Source organism: Candidatus Nitrosocosmicus sp. T, from assembly GCF_054408485.1.
This window is the reverse complement of sequence record NZ_CP166992.1, coordinates 3,046,492-3,070,102: the sequence shown is the minus strand read 5'-3', so window position 1 is coordinate 3,070,102 and position 23,611 is coordinate 3,046,492. Positions and strand designations below refer to the sequence as shown.

23 protein-coding genes are annotated in these 23,611 nt (G+C 33.8%); 10 read left to right on the top strand and 13 right to left on the bottom strand.

What is annotated here, in order from left to right; all coding sequences use genetic code 11:
• Positions 1 to 14: 14 nt before the first annotated feature.
• Both AB0A59_RS15885 and AB0A59_RS15880 read right to left on the bottom strand, forming a co-directional pair.
• Positions 15 to 449 carry a cupredoxin domain-containing protein gene (locus tag AB0A59_RS15885; protein WP_458745350.1) on the bottom strand — a complete coding sequence of 145 codons (435 nt, stop codon included), beginning with the start codon at positions 447 to 449 and terminating at the stop codon, positions 15 to 17.
• Positions 450 to 647: 198 nt separating this feature from the next.
• Positions 648 to 1,475, bottom strand: a complete 828-nt coding sequence (locus AB0A59_RS15880) for a cupredoxin domain-containing protein (protein ID WP_458745348.1) — start codon at positions 1,473 to 1,475, stop codon at positions 648 to 650.
• Positions 1,476 to 1,861: 386 nt separating this feature from the next.
• Here AB0A59_RS15880 and AB0A59_RS15875 point away from each other — a divergent pair, with 386 nt between their 5' ends.
• Positions 1,862 to 3,307, top strand: coding sequence for an FAD-dependent oxidoreductase (locus AB0A59_RS15875; RefSeq protein WP_458745346.1), 1,446 nt, complete (start codon positions 1,862 to 1,864; stop codon positions 3,305 to 3,307).
• A 577-nt stretch (positions 3,308 to 3,884) separates the two neighbouring features.
• On the opposite strand, the gene AB0A59_RS15870 is transcribed toward AB0A59_RS15875, so the two are convergent.
• From AB0A59_RS15870 to AB0A59_RS15860, 3 genes are all read right to left on the bottom strand, one after another.
• Positions 3,885 to 4,127, bottom strand: coding sequence for a hypothetical protein (locus AB0A59_RS15870; protein WP_458745344.1), 243 nt, complete (start codon positions 4,125 to 4,127; stop codon positions 3,885 to 3,887).
• A 706-nt stretch (positions 4,128 to 4,833) separates the two neighbouring features.
• A complete protein-coding gene (locus AB0A59_RS15865; protein ID WP_458745343.1) occupies positions 4,834 to 5,826 on the bottom strand; it encodes a sulfite exporter TauE/SafE family protein in 993 nt (330 codons plus the stop codon).
• A 66-nt stretch (positions 5,827 to 5,892) separates the two neighbouring features.
• Positions 5,893 to 7,410: a rhodanese-like domain-containing protein gene (locus AB0A59_RS15860; RefSeq protein ID WP_458745342.1), complete on the bottom strand. Its 1,518-nt coding sequence runs from the start codon at positions 7,408 to 7,410 to the stop codon at positions 5,893 to 5,895.
• A 96-nt stretch (positions 7,411 to 7,506) separates the two neighbouring features.
• On the opposite strand from AB0A59_RS15860, the gene AB0A59_RS15855 reads away from it, so the two are divergent.
• On the top strand, positions 7,507 to 8,040 hold the full coding sequence (locus tag AB0A59_RS15855; protein WP_458745340.1) for a hypothetical protein: 534 nt from the start codon (positions 7,507 to 7,509) through the stop codon (positions 8,038 to 8,040).
• A 390-nt stretch (positions 8,041 to 8,430) separates the two neighbouring features.
• On the opposite strand, the gene AB0A59_RS15850 is transcribed toward AB0A59_RS15855, so the two are convergent.
• Complete coding sequence (locus tag AB0A59_RS15850) at positions 8,431 to 8,574, bottom strand: hypothetical protein (protein WP_458745338.1); 144 nt, start codon at positions 8,572 to 8,574, stop codon at positions 8,431 to 8,433.
• A 128-nt stretch (positions 8,575 to 8,702) separates the two neighbouring features.
• On the opposite strand from AB0A59_RS15850, the gene AB0A59_RS15845 reads away from it, so the two are divergent.
• The 4 genes from AB0A59_RS15845 (at position 8,703) to AB0A59_RS15830 (ending at position 12,978) form a co-directional block, all read left to right on the top strand.
• Positions 8,703 to 9,812, top strand: a complete 1,110-nt coding sequence (locus AB0A59_RS15845) for an alpha/beta fold hydrolase (RefSeq protein WP_458745336.1) — start codon at positions 8,703 to 8,705, stop codon at positions 9,810 to 9,812.
• Positions 9,813 to 10,022: 210 nt separating this feature from the next.
• Complete coding sequence (locus tag AB0A59_RS15840; RefSeq protein WP_458745335.1) at positions 10,023 to 11,105, top strand: hypothetical protein; 1,083 nt, start codon at positions 10,023 to 10,025, stop codon at positions 11,103 to 11,105.
• A gap of 42 nt (positions 11,106 to 11,147) precedes the next feature.
• Entirely contained in the window at positions 11,148 to 11,381 is a 234-nt protein-coding gene (locus AB0A59_RS15835; RefSeq protein ID WP_458745334.1) for a hypothetical protein, read from the top strand.
• A gap of 163 nt (positions 11,382 to 11,544) precedes the next feature.
• A complete protein-coding gene (locus AB0A59_RS15830) occupies positions 11,545 to 12,978 on the top strand; it encodes a multicopper oxidase domain-containing protein (RefSeq protein ID WP_458745332.1) in 1,434 nt (477 codons plus the stop codon).
• 318 nt (positions 12,979 to 13,296) lie between these two features.
• Here the strand turns inward: AB0A59_RS15830 and AB0A59_RS15825 are convergent, their stop codons facing one another.
• The 3 genes from AB0A59_RS15825 to AB0A59_RS15815 form a co-directional block, all read right to left on the bottom strand.
• On the bottom strand, positions 13,297 to 13,932 hold the full coding sequence (locus tag AB0A59_RS15825; RefSeq protein WP_458745330.1) for a hypothetical protein: 636 nt from the start codon (positions 13,930 to 13,932) through the stop codon (positions 13,297 to 13,299).
• A 149-nt stretch (positions 13,933 to 14,081) separates the two neighbouring features.
• Positions 14,082 to 14,867 carry a CPBP family intramembrane glutamic endopeptidase gene (locus AB0A59_RS15820; RefSeq protein ID WP_458745329.1) on the bottom strand — a complete coding sequence of 262 codons (786 nt, stop codon included), beginning with the start codon at positions 14,865 to 14,867 and terminating at the stop codon, positions 14,082 to 14,084.
• A 102-nt stretch (positions 14,868 to 14,969) separates the two neighbouring features.
• Positions 14,970 to 15,500: a hypothetical protein gene (locus AB0A59_RS15815; RefSeq protein WP_458745327.1), complete on the bottom strand. Its 531-nt coding sequence runs from the start codon at positions 15,498 to 15,500 to the stop codon at positions 14,970 to 14,972.
• Between the two features lie 187 nt (positions 15,501 to 15,687).
• Here AB0A59_RS15815 and AB0A59_RS15810 point away from each other — a divergent pair, with 187 nt between their 5' ends.
• Positions 15,688 to 17,235, top strand: coding sequence for an acyl CoA:acetate/3-ketoacid CoA transferase (locus tag AB0A59_RS15810; RefSeq protein ID WP_458745325.1), 1,548 nt, complete (start codon positions 15,688 to 15,690; stop codon positions 17,233 to 17,235).
• A gap of 84 nt (positions 17,236 to 17,319) precedes the next feature.
• Here the strand turns inward: AB0A59_RS15810 and AB0A59_RS15805 are convergent, their stop codons facing one another.
• Entirely contained in the window at positions 17,320 to 17,841 is a 522-nt protein-coding gene (locus AB0A59_RS15805; protein ID WP_458745324.1) for a universal stress protein, read from the bottom strand.
• Positions 17,842 to 18,072: 231 nt separating this feature from the next.
• Here AB0A59_RS15805 and AB0A59_RS15800 point away from each other — a divergent pair, with 231 nt between their 5' ends.
• Both AB0A59_RS15800 and AB0A59_RS15795 read left to right on the top strand, forming a co-directional pair.
• Complete coding sequence (locus AB0A59_RS15800) at positions 18,073 to 18,765, top strand: VIT1/CCC1 transporter family protein (protein ID WP_458745322.1); 693 nt, start codon at positions 18,073 to 18,075, stop codon at positions 18,763 to 18,765.
• Positions 18,766 to 18,799: 34 nt separating this feature from the next.
• Positions 18,800 to 20,167, top strand: a complete 1,368-nt coding sequence (locus tag AB0A59_RS15795; protein WP_458745321.1) for an APC family permease — start codon at positions 18,800 to 18,802, stop codon at positions 20,165 to 20,167.
• A gap of 39 nt (positions 20,168 to 20,206) precedes the next feature.
• Here the strand turns inward: AB0A59_RS15795 and AB0A59_RS15790 are convergent, their stop codons facing one another.
• The gene (locus AB0A59_RS15790) at positions 20,207 to 20,719 is read right to left on the bottom strand and encodes a universal stress protein (protein WP_458745319.1); all 513 of its coding nucleotides are present in this window, start codon (positions 20,717 to 20,719) and stop codon (positions 20,207 to 20,209) included.
• 131 nt (positions 20,720 to 20,850) lie between these two features.
• Complete coding sequence (locus AB0A59_RS15785) at positions 20,851 to 21,915, bottom strand: NAD(P)-dependent alcohol dehydrogenase (RefSeq protein ID WP_458745318.1); 1,065 nt, start codon at positions 21,913 to 21,915, stop codon at positions 20,851 to 20,853.
• 205 nt (positions 21,916 to 22,120) lie between these two features.
• Here AB0A59_RS15785 and AB0A59_RS15780 point away from each other — a divergent pair, with 205 nt between their 5' ends.
• Positions 22,121 to 22,591, top strand: coding sequence for a CBS domain-containing protein (locus AB0A59_RS15780; protein WP_458745316.1), 471 nt, complete (start codon positions 22,121 to 22,123; stop codon positions 22,589 to 22,591).
• A 30-nt stretch (positions 22,592 to 22,621) separates the two neighbouring features.
• Here the strand turns inward: AB0A59_RS15780 and AB0A59_RS15775 are convergent, their stop codons facing one another.
• Entirely contained in the window at positions 22,622 to 23,140 is a 519-nt protein-coding gene (locus tag AB0A59_RS15775; protein ID WP_458745315.1) for a universal stress protein, read from the bottom strand.
• Positions 23,141 to 23,611: the final 471 nt, after the last annotated feature.

The window sequence follows — 23,611 nt, the reverse complement described above, 5'->3', positions numbered from 1 at the left end:
GTATGGGATTTGCGTTACCTCACTATTACTGTTCCAACCATTGCAGGATGTAAGGTACAATAGTATGGGTATTCTCCAGCAGTATCAAACCTATGTTCAAAAATCTTTCCCTTGCTAATTAGGGCGTTTGGTCCTGCCAATCCAGAATCAAATATCTGTCCGGCATCTGCTGCACCAACAGTTCCAGATGTTACAGTATGAAAAGCAGTATCATCATTTGTCCAAACAACCGTTTGACCTACTGTAATCTCAAAGGGATTTGGACTATAAGCGTCATCGGTTAGTAAAGATCCGCCAGGTACAATGGAAACTTGAATTTTATCTGTGACAGTAGAAGTGACGTTGGAGGTATTTTGAGCAGTGACGTTGGTAGTAGTATCACCCGATAAAACAAAAATGCTAAGGATTGCTGCAAGATTTGCTATTAAAATAATAGAAGATTTTGACATAGGTACTAAAAGGCACCGCCCTATAATTAAATAACTCGATCAATCAAAATTCAATTTCTATCCAAATCAAAACTGTTTAAGAAGTCAAAGATCTTTGCAGGTATAATCCAGTATTAGAAGGATCATTATTTCATATGGTCAATTACTCCAACTTCTTCTGAGTATAAATCCATGAAGGCAAGAAAAACAAAGTGATTGTTAAGGTGATATTATTTTACCTTCGAACTCGTCTATCATTTGCTTATCTTTTACCGAGTCTTGACCTATGGAAAGCATTTGCGCTTGTAATCGGTAATCACCATCACCAAAATTGTCTGCAATATGGTATGCTCCAGTTATAGGGTCTGTAAAGTCCGGACCATATATTGTAGTCTTATTGATGTTATCATCCGAAATTAATTCGATTTGTAAATCGCTTCCTAGGGTTAAAAAGTTATGGTCGACTAGAATTTCACTTGCGTTGTTGAATAACTTAACATTATAGGTTACAGGTGCAATTTCATTTATTTGCATATCAAGCGGTTGGACATTTAGTAACACTCTATCAAACTGGTTTTTATCTAAGGTCCACATTGCGCCACTCTCACTTTGGATGATATCAGCTCCAGAACTTAATTTATAAAAGTTACCGTTTTCAAATGAATCACTGACATGAATAGTAGCATTGTTTGATGTGTCTAATTTATCAAAATATGTATAGTCTCCAGGACCAGTAAATGTAAGTTGAAATGAAGAGCCAAATGGCAATATACCAGAATTAAATTCTTGTCCTGCATTGGATGAATTAGGTGGTCCACTAGTAACTGTATGAATCTGTCCTGGATCATCATTGAACCATGCGACGGTGGTTCCTGATGGAATTGCAACTTCTTCTGGATAATAGTTAACATCCAAGTCATTGGATGCAGCGCCTGCGGGTATGTCAATTACATAAGTAGGTATTACTTCTTGAGGTGTAGGCACAGGTGTTAAACCAATTTGAGCATATGCGCCGCTTAAATAATAATAGTTTGTTAGTAGGGTCATTGTCAAGAAAAAGACTATGCAATAAGTAAAAACTCGTATATTTTTTGTCTAGAATCATGTTATTAGATCATGAGTGATCCTTAATCTATAAAAGGATTTTTCGAACCTTTTTTGAATTATTGTCTAATCATATTTGATAGGATTTCCATCTTTTTCCATTTAGAATTTAATTTTTCAGTTTTTACTCAGACTTGATAACACAATTAGCTTCTATTATTTGAATGACTATTAGTGATGATTCGAAGTGGACATCAATAAGAATTGCTATCCTTGCTAAAAGATAAACGATTAAAAAAATTCTTTATCTATTTTAGAATCATCCAATCAAAAAACTTTCCAGAATATGATGACACTTTTAAGCTCAATTAGGATATTCCAATCCATCCATGTATGAATATAATAACAAAAACAAAATAGATTCTAATAAAAGAATACTGATCATTGGAGGAGTTGCGGCAGGAACAAGCGCCGCTTCAAAGGCAAGAAGAATTGATCCTTCTGCGGATATTAAAATAATTCAGAACGAGCCTCTGGTTTCTTATGGTTCATGTGGTTTTCCCTATGTGATAGAAGGAGTTGTTGATAATTTAGACAAACTTATAGCACGCTCAGTAGATGTCTTCAAAGACAGGTATAACATTGAAATAATTACCAATACTGAGGCCACATGGATTGATCCTATCAATAAACAAGTACATGCGATAGACTTAGAGGAAGGAAATGAACGGGTATTTGATTATGATTCGTTAATAATATCTACTGGAGCAAGATCGATTGTTCCTAACATAAAAGGTATTGATGATAAAAACATTAGATATTTTCATAATCTGTTTACTCTTAGAAATTTTGAAGATGCAAACCGAATTCAAGATTTCATGAAAAATGTAAAATCCACGATAATAATAGGGGCTGGTCTGATTGGTATTGAAATGGCTGAAGCATTGAAAAAAAGAGGTGTTTCTGTCATTGTGATTCAAAGATCAACTCATGTATTGTCAGGTATGATAGATGACGATATGGCAGAATTAGTGGAAGAAGAACTCGTGAAAAATGGAGTAAATCTTCTCTTGCAGGAAAATGTCGAGGAAATTGTTTTTTCTAATAATAATTCCACAACCACCACAAGCAAAGATATGCTATATGCTAAAGGCATAAGGACCAATAAAAGAGAGGTCCTTGCAGATTGTATATTGATTGGAGTGGGGATAATGCCAAACTCAGAAATAGCCTATGAAGCAGGAATAAAACTTGGGGCTTACAATGCCATAAAGGTAGATAATACAATGAGAACCAATATTTCAAATATCTTTGCGGCGGGTGATTGTGCGACTGCGAGAAATTACATAACAAATAATGACGATTATTTACCTTTAGGTACGACTGCAAATAAGCAAGGGAAAATAGCAGGAGAGAATGCAGTTACATGCGGTAATACTCAATTTAGAGGTATTGCAGGAAGCTCGATAACAAAGGCTTTCGGGCTATTAATAGCCAAAACAGGTTTAAACAGGGAAGAGGCCAAAATTAATGGCTTTGATCCAATTGATACCAAAATAGAAGACATCACAAGAGCAGGCTACTATCCTGATAATAAGCCTATTTGGATAAAACTTATTTCAGACAAAATAACCCGGATGATTCTAGGTGCTCAAATTGTTGGAGGAGAATCGGTGAAAGGAAGAATCGATTTAATATCCTTTGCTCTATTAATGAAGGCAACGGTAGATGATTTGGCAAGCTTTGATGCTTGTTACGTTCCTCCAATATCTCCTGTATGGGACCCGTTAACTATAGCATCAATGCGATTAGTAAAATTACTGAATAAGAATTAGAACAATTCTTATCACAGAAAAGTCAGTTGCTCCTATGATGAGTAAAGAGTTTACATCGACAGTTAGATCTTAATCATGTTATGAATTTTTGCAGTGTTCCCATGAATCAACAAGATAGAGGTATCAAAATAGCTAATGTTTTACCGTTGTACATGTGATCAAGATAATTGCAACTCTGTTTTTTTACACTGGATTATTCTCGTAAATAAAATGGATGTCTTTTAATTGATATAGATAAAAGTTCCCAACAATTTAGATAACAACATAAAAAAAGTAGTTATGCAATGACCTCAATTATGAAAGAGGAGGGAAGACATACAATCATGTAAGAGATTTGAATTTAGTTATATTATCATAGACATTTGCATATAAATATGATATGAATTAACTAAAGTTGTTACGGATAACCAACATAATGACACAATATTAGGTAGACAGCATCTGCTTTTAAAAGTAATCATGTTTGATATACGCAAGAACGGTATTGAGATGGAAAAGTGGTTTAATGATTGGATCAATTGATCCAACACTAAGTAAATCGAGAAATGAAGTAGTAAAAAAATGAATATTTTATCGGTTATTGAGGTGACATTTGATGTGTTCTGTTTTGCATCATCTTTTGCTCCTGTAGCTTAAGTGGGTTATCTGTCTGATTCTGTAGCATTTGATGTGTTCTGTTTTGCATCATCTTTTGTTCATGTTGGACAGAGTATGAACTTTCAACTAAGGGCGCAATCAGAACTACGGATAGAATAACAGCAAAAATGGTTAGAATAATTGAACCCTTCCTTGCTTGTTCGTTGTCTTTAAAATTGTACATCTTACTTCAAGGTAAAAGTCAAGATATATAAGATTTTTGCCAGAAACAACCATCCAAGGACAAGAACATAATAGTAATTTAGAAAAATTAAATCAATCATTATTTCTTAAATACTTCATTGGCAATTTCTTAATTTATCTAGGAATTAACATTTGAAGAGTACTTTCTTTGATATGCCTATCTATCAGAAAATATTCATAGAATTAAAAAAAAGTGCTATTTATTACTAATTAACAGCAAAATGCATGCAGATGTTAATTGACTGGAATAGGTATATCGGTGTATTCAAAAATTAGCAAATCCGGGCGCATCTTTTCATAGTGATTTGCAAAGCAGATCATGTTAATCCATAACTACCCATCACTATTTATAAATATTATATCCTTGTCCAGGCTCTATTATCTTTATCCATAGGTTTTAGCAAATTTGTCACCTTGATAATTTGTCACGATAAAGATTCTTTTTCAATCATGGTACTCATAAAAGTTCAAGTTCTTCTGAATGGACTCGCAATAATGAAGACAGTGTCTTCATTTTACCGTTTTTGCATTAAGCCTCTTTTAGATATTCAATTTCCATACTTTATATATGTCGATTCCACTGTTATTTTGCCTTCTTCTTATTCCATTTTCCTTATCACTATCATCCAAAGGATGATGAATAATTATTAGTCGTGGGTAATTAACACTATGGAGCAGGTTGAACATCATCCGACAATTGTTTTTATTATTATGTATATAGCAACAGTAATTAACAATACTGAAAAGATCTTTGTTAATAGTGTTTTTGAAGCTTTTGATGATAGTATCGTTCCAACTTTTCCACCAACAATACCTCCACAAATTAACAGTATGGCTATCAAGAAATTGATCTGACCTGAAAGCGAATAACTAGCAGCAGTAGTGAGTCCAAAAAAGCTTACAGGTAACAGAGATGTTCCAATTGAATTTACAATATTTATATTCAGATACATTAGAGATGGAACAATCAAAAAGCCTCCCCCGATTCCAAAATATCCTGCCGCTAACCCTACCAGAGTCCCCATAATTGCCACTTTTAGATGCTTGTACCTTTTATTAGTACCGAAATTAGTTTCAGTAGTAGGTGGACCCTTTGTTTTTTGGTCTGCCTTGTTGTCTTTTGTTGTTTCTTGTAAGTGATCATAAATAATTTCTTTGTTATTTTTCTTGTGTTTCATTTGTATTAGTAACTTGAGCGCTATAGATATCATAAATACTGCAAACAAAATTAACAGGCTACTTGCAGGCGTTAGTAAACCCAAATAAGATCCAACTAGGGTTCCTACTACTCCAGGAATAGCAAATAGTAAACTTTTATTTAATAATACATGACCCTTTTTTTTATGATCAATAAAGCTAATTAAGGCATTGATACCAACCACAAGAGCAGAAGTTCCTATTGCCATATGAGGTTCTAGCCCTATAACATAGACTAATAATGGTACTGCCAGTATAGATCCCCCTCCACCAATCAATCCAAGAGAAAGTCCAATCAATATTCCAATGGCAGTTATAAGAGATATAAGAAAAGAGTACTGAATAAGATCAGCCGAAATTAATTGTAATAAAGAAATTACTTCCAAAGGGTTTTGTAGCAATAGATTTTCAAATCCTAAGCAAATCATTTCAAGAATGAAATATAAAAAATATATGGGCCAGAAATATGCCTCAGCTATCATCTACTAGTCTATTCCTTACTTGCAAGAGTAGAAAAAAAGAATTTGATCCTCTAGAATTAATTTATTCTACGAGGATGAAATACTACATCTGTTTGGACCTATTTCCAATTCAAAGATTTCCGATGATGATGGATGTAATTTCTCACCCTTGTTAATAGATAGGATTTTCAAATAATTAGGGGGAGTTGCCATCACTTTAGCAGACAGGTTTTGTATGAATTGTTCTCTTGTTAATTGTTGATTCAAAAATATACCCTTTTCTTTTAGTTCACCTAATGTAGAAGATAGTAGTTCGTTTGTCTTGACATCTTTGTCAAAATGAGAGGGTAGTATCACGGTATAACTTGGTAGGATCATAATCTTTTGTTGTAAAGTATCATACAAATTCTCTGAGAATTCTATAGATTTATCTCTTAAATCTGGCCTTCCGACTCCATTTACAAATAAGGTATCACCAGTAAATAGTAACCCTGTAAATTTGTCATAGGCGTCTACGCTATTGACGTTACCTTCAATCGAAAATGAAATGCTTCCCAAGGTATGTCCTGGAGTGTGGATTGCTTTTAGTTTGATTTTGCCTACTGATATGATATCGCCATCTTTTATTTGGTTAGTGCTAATTGCTTCCTTAGAATAGCTTTCATAGCCACTCTGAAGATATTGTGCGCCAGTTTCCTTTGCTAGTGATTTTGCAGCAGAGACATGATCTGCATGCTGATGAGTATCGATTATTTTGATAATCTTTGTTCCGACTTCAGAAGCTTTATCTAAATATTCATTAATGGGATACACAGGGTCGATTATCACTGATTGACCCTCTGAATCCAATAGATATGATATACAGCCTTTACCAATCCTTCTAAACTGAAACAACCTTATCTTGGACGAATTGTCAATTTTGTATTCAGTTGATGCGATTTCAAATGAAAAGCTCCATGCCTTTAATCCTCCTTCTAATGAACTTACGTTGTAACCGTATCTCTCAAGAATATATTTCCCAATTGTAGACCTATTTCCATGCGGACAAATTGTAACTATTTTTTTGTCTTTTGGGATAATAGCCAGGGATTCTGGATTAGCCAATTTACCTAGAGGAATATTCTGACTATCATCTATATTCCATTGATTAAATTCATCAGGTTCTCTCACATCCAGAAGGAACAGATTTTCTTTGTCCTTTTCTGAATCAATTAATTTCTTCAAGTCCTTTGGAGATATATCCCCATCAATAGATTCATTAAACTGCCATTTCCATGATGAAATACCGCCTTCTAAATATCTTGCATTTAGTCCTATTTGTCTCATCATTTCTGCCATTTGTTTTGGGTAGTTTTCATCTGAATCAGCTGGTTTTTGTTCTCCGACTAAAACGATCTCCATATCTTTTGGTAATCGAGGCATAATAGTTCTTTTAGTTTCCTCATTACAAACTGCACATGAAGAGCCGGGAATATGACGCTTCTCAAAGTTTTTTAAGTCTCTTATGTCGAATAGCAGTAGTGGAACTCTACTATCAAGTTTTGACTTTAATTCATCAGAAGTGATAGAGAGAGTGCTATTTTCTAACGGTTTATTTTTGTTCATATACATACATGAAAAACAGTGAAAATAATATTTCTATAAGACGTTTACATTGTACTTATCTGCAAGTATACTCGTAGTAAAATGGATTAATACTAAATGTACTACCAGAAAGGAAAAAAAACTTCTACAGTATCTTTTAGAATACACAAAGAGTATGATGAGCTATTAAGAGCAGAGGCAGAAGAAAAAAAGATCAGTATGAATACGCTTGTTAATCAAATATTTGGAGAATACGTGGACTGGAATAGATATGTAAAAAGGTTCGGGACTATAATTCTAAGCCGAGAGGCGTTTAAATTGCTTTTGGAGAGCTTAGATATTGACAAAATAAATACTCTTGCAATAGATATTGCTACAAAAGCACCGAAGGAGTTTATTCTTTTTAAATGGAAAGAAATCAACCACTTTAATGTGATTAGTTTTATTAAAATGTTCTTTGATCATTGTGGATATGGTCAATACGATTACCAAGTTACGGAAACTAAAGTAAACAAATTTAGTATCCGACATGAATTGGGTAAAAGGGGATCAATATTTTTGAAAACGTATTTAGAAACTGTCATTAAGGATACAATGGGGATAAAATGTCAGTCGATTACTACGGATAATTCAGTTACAATAATCTTTTAAGACAACTCAGAACGAGCGCCAGGATGTTTAGTGAAAGTAAATTACTAACTAGCTACTAATAAAGATAACAATAAAAAAATTCATTAATGTTTAAATCTTTAACCCCAGTACCAATGCCGCCACCTGATGCAAATCAATATCAATTACATCAAGCCTAATGATGCATCTTTTATTAATATACAAAGGATATAAGACATATGATTTTGTAAGATATGCTATGTAGGGAGCAGCATTTAATGGAGAGTATTTGACACAATGCAAATGTAAGAATCATGAAAGGTTCCTCTACGTTATTGTCTTCTAAATTTTTGGAGGCCGAGTCAATTGAGTTAACATGTTCCATCTTAAGTAAAAACTGTAATACTAAAAAAGGGAGATTCATGGACAAAATCAGGAATTTTTTATCTGTTCTTTTGGGAATAAGGTAGATACAAATATTGTGGCATAGGTATTACCAGCTACCGTATCTATCTTGATTTGTTTGCTTTCTTGAGGCGACAGGAACTCATTTTCAACTAGTTCAAGATATATCATAATATTATTTATTTTGATGTATGTAATAAATCAAAGTTTATGTTGTATGTTCCGTCAAGGATTTGAAACAAGATTAGGAATCGTGTTGAATTTCTAAATCTTATTAGCAAGGCTAAAGTAAACATTGTATGAAAATATCTCGATTCATTTCTTCTGTATTAGCTGTTAGTATTATTGCATCAAGTTTTGTCAGCAGTTTACTTATGTCTAGCCTAGGAACTAACCTGGTTTATGCAACAACTTCTCTAGATCAATCCATTCAACAAAGCCAGGATGAATTGCAATCGGCAATCAACAGTGAAGTCCAGCAAACGATTACTGAGACCATCAACAATATAAATAATAATAGCAATTCTGAAGTTACTGATCAAAGCAACAATAGTCAAATCCAAAACAATACTTTATTATCTACTTTTCAACAAACAGATACTGAAACAATAGATAACATGCCCTCTCAAAAGGTAATAGTAGGAGATACTGATATTGCATACAAAATATTTGGAAAAGGAGATCCCATCTTATTGATCCCAGGTTTTTCAATGACTATGGAAATGTGGGGACCAATACTAAATGACTTGGCAGAGAATCATACTGTCATTATATTTGACAATAGGGGAATTGGAGAAACAACTACTGGTAACAAAAGTTTTTCAATGGAACAGTTTGTTAATGATACAGTTGGATTAATAGATGCATTAGAGATAGAAAAACCAATAGATGTAATGGGCCTTTCTCTTGGTGGAATGATTGCACAAGAACTTGCCTTATCATATCCTGATAAGATAAAACATCTTGTTTTGGTTGCCTCATCTTGTGGAGGAGAAGAATCTTTACCTCCACAACTAACACCAAATGATCTAAAGCAGATGCAAACAGGAACGGCAAATACCACTTTGTTCTTGCATGCTCTGTTTCCCGATAATTGGATAAGAGAAAATAGTGATTCTTTAAACAAAACATTTTTACTTCCTCAGGTCTCCCAAGAAAATCTTTTGAGGTATGGCGAAGCAGTAGGAAAATGGAAAGGTACCTGTGGTAGCATACAGGATATAGACAAACCTGTGTTAGTTATAACCGGAACTGAAGATATTACATCTCCACCGATTAATTCATTAAAAATAGCAGAAAAAATACCAGGTGCATGGTTGATTCAGATACAAGGTGGAGGTCATGGAGTGATGCAACAATATCCTGATATTGTAGATGATATAATAGAGACATTTCTTTCCCTTACATAATTATTTGATTGAAATTTTTATTGACTGTCCAAAGTGTAGTGCTGTTCAAATACTTTATTCTCTATCTTATTTGACTTGAGCTTTTTTGTTTGTTAATGTATATGTAAATATTCTCAAATATAGATTAGTGCAGGTTGAGTCGATTTTTACTTAAATTAAAATATTAATAAAAGGATAGTAGAATGGTAATAGATGAAATATGTTTGTCCTATGAATTTAGATTTAACTTGGTATTGGGTTTCTGACAAAATTGTCCTACTCACTAGAATAAAATATATCTTTATCTCCTGCATGACAGCTCTAGTTTTGTTATCGCTAGTTATGTCAGATAGCTCCTCATTTGCTTTGCAAGTCATTTCGGGCAATCAGATTTCAATACAAGAACCCATTCAAGATGATGTGGTAATCTTTGGAGAAACAGTATCTATTGACGCCCCTGTTAGCGGAGCGATAGTTTTTGCTAATATTATTTATGTAAATGCACCAATAGATGGTGACCTATTTGCGGCTGGAGGACAAGTAACGATAAATACCGATGTGTCAGGAAAAATTGTCGCTGCTGGAAATATGATAGATTTAGGTGGAAAATCAACAAATGCGATATTAGCAGCTAACGACATACATTTTGACTCAACTTCCGTGATAATTAAGGATGCATATGCTGCAGGTGGAACTGTCAACAACGAGGGTGAAATATTAGGACAACTGGTAGCTATGACTGACAATTTCCAAAACAATGGCATAATCGGAGATTTGGAAATAGTGAGTCAAGATTCGATGATACCCGATATAGAGGGTTTGTTAAGTCTATTTGGTATTTTATTTGTCATAGGGTTTGGTATTTTAGGTATTATACTTGTCAAGATGTTACCTAATCAGTTTGATGCCGTTCGATTAGTGATTAGAAAATCTATTATAAAAAATACAGTGGTTGGGTTTCTATTAATTGTCTTGTTTGTAGTTGTAATAGTGCTCTCGGCAATAACTGTGGTGGGGCTGCCAGTATCGGCCTTTGGCTTATTAGTTCTTCTTATGGGGCTAACCCTTTCATCCTTAATGATATCATTTGCTCTCGGGAAAAAAATCCTCGAGTTATTGGGACGAAAGTCGTCGAGAGATATCAACAATATTTCTTCCTTTTTGATAGGATTTGTCATACTCAATCTTTTGTACTTGGTTCCTATTCCCTACTTTGGTCAAATAGCGCAAGTGATAGTGACTAGCATTGGATTTGGAGCGATTTACTACACGGTTCGCAATAGTCGATCTTTTGTTTCTAGTAAATCACCATAAAAAAGTATAAACAAAAGTAACATTATTTCTTCTCAATATAAAATGAAAAAACCTAGTAAGATAAAGAATTGGAAATTGACAATAGGAATGTTTGGTATCATGGCAGTTTTGATAGTGACCATAATATCAGCATATAGTACAATTCTCACTCAAGCAATCAACCAGGCTCAAGCACAGACTCTAAATGTAACTGAACAAAAAACGTATGTAACGGATATTAATGTACATTTTAAAACGGCTTGTGTATCCGTTATAGTGTTTACTTACTGTTGGTAGTATAAAATCAAGTGTTTAGAATTGATTTAGAATTGATTGAATAATTTATTAGAATGATAATCTGATTAACTTGATGTTCCGATTTGAAAATAGAAGATCGTATTCACCCAGTTTTGTTTGCTCCCTTTTTTTATTTGGATTTGTCATTCTATTAATAAATAGCATGTCTACGATCACTGAATCACATGGTATTAGTCTATTCGATAAGGTCTCTCTTAGTGATCACAAAACTTCTGCTGACGCCAGTAATTTTGGAAATTTATCTATTTTAGATAACCATTTAGCTCAAGAACCTTATAATGGATTTCGTAATTCTTCTACTGTTGAAAGCGGTGACAATGTCAGCAAATTTCAACCTGACAAGATTTACACACTTGTTGCAGAAAATATCAACCTAGAAATAGCTCCAAATAAAAGAGTACTAGCTTGGACATTCAATGGAACTATGCCTGGTCCAACAATAAGAATGACCGAAGGCGAAAATATTACTGTAAAATTTGTAAATAAATCGCCTATTCCTCATACTATACACTTTCATGGTTATCATAATGAACCCAATGACGGTGTAGGACCCATGGTCATGCCTGGTCAAACCTACTTATACAATGTTACAGGCAATCCCGCAGGTGTTTTGCTGTATTATTGTCATGTAGTACCAACATCACAACATATCAAAATGGGTATGTATGGTGCTTTAATTATAGATCCAAAAAATAAAACAACTTTTCCGCCAGCCAGAGAAGTTGTGTTGGTAATGAGCGAATTTAACTTAAAAAATCCTTTAGCATTTCTGGCAGATTATTACTTGATTAATGGCTACGCTGATCAGTATTTACATTCCCCTATTAAAGCAAATCAAAACGATACGGTTAGGATCTACATTATAAATGCAGGAGTCAATTTACCCATTTCACTACATCTTCATGGTACAATTTTCAAAGCCTATCCATCCGGATTGTTCGCAAATACTCCCATACAATCTCAATCTGTGCTAATAGGACCAGGCGATGCGTCCATAATTGAGACAAAGTGGAAAGACCCGGGTACATACTTATTCCATAGTCATGGTTTGCAACAAGAACATGGCAGCAAGGGTATGATAGAAATATCTCCTATGGACTTGGAGGGATCTGCATTCCAGAAACCTCTTAATCAATCGATTTCGTTACTTAACAGTCAGTATAAACTACAAACAGAACTTCAAAATCCAAATACGTCCTTTAAAACTGAATCTGATATCAATGAAACTGAAAAATATCAAAACGCCTTTAGTATAGAAAATATCTTGAAACGTAATCCAACAAATAATATCATAAATGTGTCCATCCTACTCAACGCAGGCCTTCCTAATAACGATAATTTTTACTCCCCCTCTACAATCAAAGTGCACAAAGGTCAAGAGGTACGATGGATTAATAATGATAAGATGATTCACACAGTGACATCAGGAGATCCATCAACAGGTAGCAATGGATTATTTGATTCTGGTGTAATGGCAGATAATGATGCTTTTTCTACCGTGTTTATTGATGAAGGAGTATTTAGCTATTATTGTGTATACCATCCGTGGATGTTTGGAAAGGTAATAGTGAAATAGTCATTTTAGAATCAAAAAATATAGGTGGATCAACCTTTGTAAAAATTTGATCAAATAAAATGATTTTGTAACCACTATAGTACACTAATATTCAATTTTGATTGAACAACAAAATCGGTTAATATTATCTACAATTTAGAATTTGAGTGTTTGTGACAATCCTTAGGAAATACGTTACTACGAATAAGGAACTTAAGTTTTTAGCAGGATTGATCGTGTATTCATTCTAGCTAGGGTGAAGAACAAAGAGAGGTTTTAACCTCAGAATTTAACAATACTACAGCTTCTCGTCCTGCTCATGTCTATTCAATTAAAGGACTATTTTTTGAAAAATGTGATGATGAATCCTATTCCCCCACTAATTGCACCTATGGCGGCAACCAATAACATTATTCCAACTGGGGCAATAAACTGATTTAGCAAAATCTCAGAAACCTGTATCAGTGTCATATCAAATCCGCCAATTTCTTTTGGAAAAATGGCTACGTCTCCTATATACCCTGCATAAATCATTGTCAAACTAGCAGAAGAAATTCCTAGGTTCATTAGTATCAGATGCATCCATGCCAAAACATTATCCAATTTACTATAATTTTTTATTACGTGGAATTCAAGATAATGGTAAAACAACAAAGAAACTCCTGTTGCAAGTACGCCTATTAAAAAATATAATCCGAGACCAGCAAGGGCAGATATTTTGATGTACCCTATTGAAGAATTTTCCAAAACATTTGAAATGAGTCGTTCTGCATATGGTGTAGATATTACAAAAGAAGCAAGTATGATTGTAAGCAATACTGCAATAGATCCCTGAATAATGGAAGCCAGGAAAAATCTTTGAGTCCAATTATTTTTGCTGTTTGAATTCGGTGCTGCTGTTACTAGTCCTTCTGTGTCCATATCCTTCAGATAAAGTGAGAATACTGCTAGTCCGATAATATTTTTTCCATCCATTATTCAAACAGCCTTCGAAAGTCTTTGCTAATTTTTCTCGATTAACTATACTATACTATATTGACCACAAAAAGAGCGTCAACTGCAGAAATATGATCTATCTACATGATCATAAAAAAATGTCTTCCCTTTTCCTACTAATTTCAAAGTTACTTTTCACTTTGAAATTCATTAGAACTATATCTAATTCTATGTATTACAAATCTATTCATTATTATTAATGAAAGGATTGATACAGAAGCAAGCAGTACTACTGGAGGCTGTATTTGCAACATTTGAAATAAAGGGGCAGCAGCCAATACTCCAAACAAAGCTTGAAAGTTGTGAAACACTATCGCGGCATACAGATTTCGGCCGAAAAAATATACAATGCTGGTTAATACACCAGGTAACATTAGAAAAACAACTATTTGTGGTTGATTAAATGGCTCACTATGCGCAAAATGATAAACTCCAAATAGAATGATTGACACAGCAAGAGCCAACATCAAAGCAATATTCTTTCCTAATCTGTTATTTGCCAACGATTCAATTGAAGTTCCAACAATAACCCAGCATACAATGACCTCAGCTATTGAGGTGGGCAATGTCTGCAAAAACACGTTTATAATTGCGATTGGATTTAAGGATGCAGGGCCCTGAACCAAAAAAAGGATAAGACCAGCTATACCTGCAATAGCAGTCAATAAAGCGGTATTTGTCATTGATCTGAAACCAATTTGTTTAGCTGATAGCATACCAGACATTATTGCAAACCTGAGAACTACCAATGGTATTACAATACCAATTACAATATTTGCAATAACTATATACTCAAGGCGACCTATTGGATCGTTCTTTTGTAACAGATTAACTCGTCCCTCCAGTATGTACGTCGTAGATATCCAAGCCAGGTAAATTAAAAATGCAATAATGACTAGGGTATACTTTTTCATTTTATCGGGTCCATCGTATCGTTATATATTTGAAATAAGAGATAAGATAATACTCTTTCCTTCTTTAGAATATAAGGTAGACCACGTTCAAAGAAATAGAAATTACAATAGGGAATTGAAAAAATCGATAAAGGGTTTTAGTATCCTGTCTGTTTGTGATGGCGTAGTAAGATGAGGAATGAGTAAATCAAATGAGCTAAGAGTAAAAGGAGTGATATTGTTGTATAATTGTAAAATTATTCTATGTTCGCCATCATCAGGAAACACATAATTAACAGAAAATTGTCCATCAATCACGGGTATGAGTTTATTTTCAAATTTATATAATCTCCCATCATGATCTGTTATGGTAACCCGTGTATTCAAGTCTTCATAAGGTTTAGAGCCATTAAGATATGTCACTTCAAATAATATTTTTGTAGTTTCATCGATAACAGGGACCTCAGGTACAAGTTTTATAGTTATATTCAAATTATCTCGCTCACTTATCCAACTGTCATTTTTAACGATGGATGGAGTAGTCCCATCCAATGAAAAAGCCTCAGAAGAATATTCAGAAAAAGATGCAAATAATATGGAAAATAATGAAAAAACCATTATTGTTATCAAACTGTCATACTTGCTTGAATTCACATACATATATTAAGTAACACTTTAGAATATATAGATATTTACCAAAGATTTGTTATTATTCCATGGCAATATTTATGAAATATAAATGACACTGGTTACATGTCGACATGTTTCCAAAAATTAATGATGCTTCAGGTACCTAGATTATGTACAGGATAACGACACTTTAGCAATTTCGGGTTTTAATATGGCAACTACTCCTGAGTATTTAATCAATCAACTTTATGATAGATATCAGAGATCGGGTCACCCAAATAATCTGTTCATAATATCAGATGCTTTACCTGCTGTTCCAGGAAGAGCACTTGATTACGTTGCCAAGCAGCTATTCAACGATAAGAATCAAGATTTTTTGAAAGGTTCATTGATGCCTTTTTTAGGATTTTCGCCATGGTTTCAGAAGCTTGTTATTGACAACAGAATTGAATGCTACGGATGGCCTATTGGGATAACTGCATACTGGTTTAGAGAGATAGCATCTGGAAGACCAGGACTTTTAACAAAGATTGGCCTTGATACATTTTTGGACCCACGGAAAGATGATGCAGCATTAAATGACTTGGGGAAATTTCATTCTACTTGTAAAGTTGAAATAATAAAGATAGATAATGAAGATTACCTCTTCTATAAAGCACCGAAACCAAATTTTGCTTTAATTCGAGCTTCATTTGCAGACGAAATGGGAAATATTTCTCTAAAAGAAGAAGGAATACGTGGAACTGTGCTTAGTATAGCACAGGCTACCAAAGCAAAACCTACACACGGTAAAGTAGTATGCCAAGTACGGTGGATAACAAAGTCTGGAACAATTAATCCTCGTGACGTCGATATACCATTTCCACTCATTGATCATATTGTAATTTCTCCAGCTGAATATCATTGGCAAACCGGTTCTATTGCTTACGACCCTCGAATTTCTAATGAAATAGTTTCTCCATCAAACAGAAATTTAGATAATCCCAATCAAATAGAAATGTATGAAAAAGTTATTGCCAGGAGGGTAACATTAGAGTTTATCAACCTTATTCGACAAAAGAAAGCACCGGTTTTGATAAATTTAGGAATTGGAATTCCTGCATTAATATCATCAATTACCGCTGAGGAAAATATAATGGATGTTTTAGTATCTGTCATTGAATCTGGCCCATGGGGAGGAATCGCTTTATCAGGAAATGACTTTGGATTGGCCATGGGTTCATTTGCGTTATCTACTATTCCGGATATGTTTTCTAATTTTGAAGGAGGCATAATTGATGCTGCATCTCTAGGTTTTTTACAGATAGACAAATTTGGAAATGTGAATCCTTCCATGTTACCTGATCGTATATTTGGAACAGGAGGGTTTCCAGTTATTGCGGGTGGAGTATCCAAGATTTATTTTGCTGGATCTTTCACAGGAGGAAAAAAGGAAATTGATGTTACCGAAAATGGAATTAAAATTCTACATGATGGTCCAATTACCAAATTTGTTGAAAATGTCTACAAAATTTCTTTTAGCGGATATCAAGCAGCTAAATGTGGACAAGAAATCATTTATGTAACTGAGAGAGCAGTATTCAGACTCGATAAGAGTAAATTGGTCTTGGAAGAAATTGCTCCCGGTATTGATATTGAAAAAGATGTTTTATCTCGGATGAATTTCAAACCTCAAATATCAAATAAAATCAAAGAAATGGATATTCGGCTCTTTGAAAAGTCTCCTATGAATATCAAAAATGATTTGGTGGACTTTTAATCTTTCTCTCTTTTGTTGATCCCGTGTATCTAGGTCAACAACTATAGTACAAATTAATTTTATTGCAGATTATCAATTGGTTTATCAAGGAACTATTAATACAGGTATAGTAGATATCTCGGCTATATTTCTTGTTACACTTCCTAGGGACTTTTTCTCATAGATACCTCCTGTTCCAACACTTCCAACCGTAATCATATCCACTTTCTCATCTTCAGCAAATTTGACAATACTATAAGCAATGAACCGACTTGAATGAGTTCCTTTGACTATTTTTGTACTTATCAAAACCCCTGTCTTTTCATATTTAGATTTAAGATTTAAAAGCTTTTTAATCCAGGTGTCTTTCATGGCTGAATTAATATCTTTCAAATATTTATGTAAAGAATTTTTCCTTTCTGAATTGATGGACTTGAAGCCTTGTATAACCTCTTCTGATAATTGAAGAGGTTGTAATATATTCAAAATTATTAGGTGATGATTACTTTGGATTTTATTATTCTTATACCTCCTCGAATCCGAGTTTTTTGAAGCCAGGAGATTAATAGCATAATCCAATGCCTTTAGAGAGTGCTCCGATCCGTCAACAAGAGTTAAAATTTTCATCGAAATAAATTAAATTGCCGTTGTTTAAATCCTTGTTCTTTTTATTTATTGGTGCAAAATTGAATTCTTTACAATTCTTATCCAAAAGCTAGTAATTTATTTTTTAAGATCTGTTTTCACCGTGTTGCATGATCGAACCATATTATCTTATGACTTAAAAGGGAACAAATGACCTGCTTGCTCCATTAGATCGTGTTAATTCATATATAATAATTAAGAGCATGTTTATTCTTGAAGTGGACTATAGAAGATTTCGTTTATGGTGCGACCGATGGTGCTGTTACTACATTTGCAGTAGTTGCAGGAGTAGTTGGAGCATCTTTATCTCCTACCATTGTAGTAATTTTAGGTTTTGCGAACCTATTTGCAGATGGATTTGCCATGGCTGTAGGAAATTATTTGTCAACAAGATCTAGGATAGAGCACGAAGAAAAGGAAAGAGAAAGACACTATAAAGAGATTCAGGATACTCCTGAACGCAAGATATCAGAAATAAGAAACATATATGCAGAAAAGGGCTTTAAAGAGGAATTACTAGAAAAAGTTACAGATGTTATAATTGCCAATCGAAAAGTTTGGACAGACATCTTGTTGAGAGAAAAAACTGGGATAATAGATAAAAAAAATGAAAATCCCATATTCAAAGCAGTCACGACATTTGTTGCATTTTATATAATAGGTTTAATCCCCCTTCTTCCATTTATTTTTGCACTTGTTTTGAATAATTCAACCGATTTTGCATCTCAAACTATATTTGCCTACTCTACAGTTTTTACTGCTTTGTCTTTCTTTTGTATAGGAATTATCTCAGCAAAAGTAGTCGGTAAGTCTCCCATAAGATCTGGCACTATCACGTTGATAATAGGAGGTACTGCAGCATTAGTATCTTACATCGTAGGAACTTTATTAAGTACATACATTTAATGTTAGGAAGACTTTTTTAAATGCAAGACCTACAATGACGGCTGGCGAGGACCGATCTCCATCTGAACTAAAAAGAACAATTGGCTTATTTCAGGCAACTGTTTTTGGGATAGGATTGATTTTAGGAGCAGGAATATATTCAATTATAGGTGAAGCAGCTGGAATTGCTGGAAATATTGTATGGATATCTTTTATTATTGCGGGCGTACTTGCATTAATAATTGGACTAAGCTATGCAGAACTTTCATCCATCTTTTCTAAAAGTGCTGCAGAATATCTGTTCGTAAGAGAAGCTTTTGAAAATGAGGTTTTATCGCTATCCGTAGGCTATATTGTTATTTTTGTCATTATATCCTCAGCTGCATCAGTTGCTGTGGGATTTTCAGGATATATGGCTATTTCTATACCTCATGTGCCTGAAATTGTTTTTGCAATCATTCTGATTGTAATACTATCAATCGTTAATTTTTATGGCATTTCTGAATCGATAAATCTTAATGTACTTTTTACATTTGTTGAATTAGTTGGTCTTTTATTCATCATAATCGCAGCGTTTGCATCAGGACATATTTACAATACAGATTATTTTGAGGTTCCAATCAATTCATTACCAAACATACAACCAAATTTGATATTTGGGTTGATTTTCTCTGCAGCAGGATTGATATTTTTTGCTTTTTTGGGATTTGAAAATGTGGTAAATATTGCTGATGAGACAAAAGTTCCCAATAAAACTATACCAAAGGCTCTAATGATATCAATAATGGTTACCATTGTAATCTACATTTTAGTAGCAATATCCGCTATATCATTGGTAGGGTGGCGTGACCTATATCTATCGGAAGCTCCCTTAGCAACAGCAGCTGAAAGAGCTAGTGGTGCCCCAGGAACATTTATCCTTTCTTTAATAGCTCTATTTGCTACTTCAAATACTGTGCTAATGATGTTAATTTCAGGATCGAGATTGATCTATGGGATTTCAAAAGATAGAAAGTCGACTTTACCCAATATATTATCCAAAATACATTCGAAACGAAAGACTCCGTGGCTTTCTATTCTCATAGTCATGTTTATCGCCATCATGATCATTGTGTTATTCGAAGGGATATTGTCAGTGATTGCTGGTGTGACAGTATTCTGTGTTCTTATAGTTTATATCATAATAAATATCGCTTTAATAAGGCTACGCTATAAAAAGAGCAAAGTAGATAGACAATTCACTTCTCCATTTAGTATCAAAAAGTTTCCCATATTGCCTGGTTTAGGAATGGTGCTATCAGTTATAATTTTACTTCAATTTGAGCCGCAAATAATGCTAAATGGAGTTATTTGTATTGTTGGCATCATTTTATTTGTTTATCTATCAAAAATAATTAGATGGCTTATTGATGCAAGAAGCTAGAAAAATAATCTTGACCAAGAACCGATGCAGTAAATTTATTTAATGTACTACTAATACAGGACGATTTGATAATTCTACTAAATTTCTTGAAACACTGCCTAAGGCTTTAATTTTTGAAATCCCTCCTAGGCCAACATTTCCTACAACAATAAGATCCGCATGTTCTTGAGTTGAAAATTTTACAATACTATCAGCAATTGTCCTACTTGATTGACTGCCCTCAACTAATTGAGTTCGAACTGAAATACCAGAATCTGTATATTTGTTTTTAATTTCAGATAACTTGTTTATCCACTCTGTCTTCAATATGTCATTCATTTCTTTAATATATTCAGATAAAGAAACTGTATTCCCTGTCTTGATTGACTTCATGGGTTTTTCAAATCCCAAAGGAATATGAAAATGTGGTAGTACATTTACTATTATTATTTCACTTGATTCTCCTTCTTTTGAGGGTTTAGGTTTCGCATCAATAAGCTTGAGCAAATAAATCGCATATTCCAGAGCTTTGATTGATTGTTCTGATCCATCAACAGGAACTAGGATTTTCATCAAGCTATTGTAATTGTTAGTTCATTATATCTATGTTCAGATTAACAATTACTCTTTTGTATCTAATACTTTAGAGCACATAACGTGTAATTTGACTAGCAGTTAAAGTAATATCATCGGATTATCGACCATCAGGGAATTAATACTCCTCTTCCATTTATCTGACCCTCTTTTAATAATTTGATTGCTTCATTAACACCATCCAGTTTAAACTTGGTTATATTATTCCTGATTCTACCTTCATTAAATAATTCGATTACCTCTCTGAGTTCATTATAATTGCCCCACAAGGATCCAAGTATTTTAAATTCATTTAGTACAGTCATTGCTATTGGAATTTTAGCTGCTGTTCCAAATAGGCCCACTATTACCACCGATCCTTCTTTTGTCAATATACTAATAGAGTCGTAAAATGTTTTGTCTGTCCCTACGCAATCAATGATTACGTCTAGCATCTTACCTCCTGTTTCGGCCCTAATTCTGTCGACCAAATTACCAGTAGAATGTAGATTGACTAAATGATCCGCGCCGCATTTGCTTGCTAATTCTAACTTACTATCAGATCTATCCATGGCAAATACTTTGGACCCGCCTCCCAAGATTTTTGCATATTGTACTGCATATGATCCTAAACCACCTATTCCCAGTATACCAATATTTCTTCCAGGTCCAAGCATGCCCTTCACTTTTTTGATTGCCCTGTAGGGTGTTAAACCTGCATCAGTCAGTGGTGCGAGATTCTCAGGTTTAGCTTCCGAATTCTTGACATTCACTAAAAATCTATATGAAGGAACTAGTATGTATTCAGAAAATCCTCCGTCAAAAGACGATAGTCCTGGCCATTTAGCAAAAGCACAAAGTTGTTCATCTCCTGACTTACACTGGATACACCAACCACAACCCCAGCCACCAAAAACTGCTACCAAGTCACCAGGTTTCATCATATTTTCCGGTACTGATTTACCAACATCTTCAATCCATCCTGCTATCTCGTGGCCCGGTGTCTTTGGTAGATTTAATGGAATGATATCTTTCCATTCGCCACCAATAAGATGAAGGTCACTATGGCATAATCCTGAAGCTCCTACCTTTACGAGTACTTCTTCGTCACGGCTTATGACGGGTTTGGAAACATTATCCAATTCTAAAGGTTTGTTATACTCGTGAATTCTAGCGGACTTTATTCGTACATCCATTCATATCAATTATCTTTCACATAGAAAAATCTTTAAGATAAAAGTGGGGGAGGATTATCAAGTTACTTGTTGTAGCTAGCAACCCTATTACGATCGTGCCAAATAATAGTATATGGCTATAATCAAATCACTAGGAAGGTATTTTATCTACACTAATCATAACAGAATTATAATGAGTCTCGATTCCATCGGAATCACAAATTTAATGAATAAAAATATTATAGTTGCAGAACAGAATATGAATTTAATCGGCGTGTCTAGAATAATGTCTAATAATGATATTGGCAGTGTAGTGATTGTAGACGATCTAGAAAACAGAAAGCCCATTGGCATTATTACCGAAAGAGACATCATTAGAACAATTGGCATGTTACAACCACATCAGCTGGTAGTTCCTGTAAGAGAACATATGAGCCATCCTTTGATTACTCTCTCATCAAACGCAACCGTTTCAGATGCTATGAAATTGATGTATGAAAGAAAAATAAGGCGAGTTATCATATTAGAGCATGATAAATTAGTAGGTATTTTAACAGATAGAGATATCTTTAGAGCTTTGGTTCAAAATAAAGACTTGCTTTCTACCGTGATAACAAGTACTAGCCTTCCTATTCCAGAGAACCAACTAAAGGATGAAATTTCACATTTCTGGTTTATTAATACTTTTATCGAATAAATAGTATTTACCTAATTCAGAGATTATTTATTAAGGTACTATTAACAGAGGCCGAGTAGATATTTCTGCCACATTTCTTGTAACACTTCCAAGTGACTTGTTTTCGGAAATACCTCCTGTTCCTACACTTCCAACAACAATTAAATCAACTCCTTCATCTTCAGCAAATTTAATAATAATATAAGCAATAGATCGACTTGAGTGGATTCCAGTAATTATTTTTGTTCTTATGACAAGACCCGTTTTCTCAAATTTTGATTTAAGAGATGAAAGTTTTTTGACCCATTCAGTCTCTATTGCCGAATAAATGTCTTTTAAATATTTGTCTAATATTTTGTTCCTTCCTTGACCCACGGACAGAAATTTTTTTTTAACTTCATCTGACAAAATGAATGGTTGTAATATAGTCAAAATTATCAATTCATGTTTAGTTAATAATTTACTTTTTCCCTGGCCCGAATCCTCAGTCACTGATTCAAGAAGATTTATGACATATTCTAAAGCTTTTAGTGAATGGTCAGATCCATCCACTAGCGTTAAAATTTTCACTATTATCAAATTAATATGGATGCTTATATGTTTGATTTTTTAATAATTTCACCGTAAATAATAACCTGGATGGTTCATATACATTCTATTTATACACATTTGTCATATTTTACATTTGATTGAATTTCAATACTAATTAAAAGTAATAAGAGCATTTTTCTTCTTCTTACAAATGATTCTCAAATTCTCATCATAAATTATTGCAAAAAAGGATTTTAATCGAGTTTATAGCGAAACACAGGTCAGATAAACCGAATCAATGATCTTTTAGATCATATTTTCCTTTATTAAAATCTGATTCAAATACATTTAGATTTCCTGATTTTTATGATCCGATATGAAATGGGGAGATGCTCTGTACTCCACAAAATACAAAGAGCTAGGCTTTGAATGCCTTAAATTAACTCGTCCAAAAAAGAGCCTATATCTTCTTTTCCAGTTTTCTCATGAATGTTTACTCTAACCTGTCAA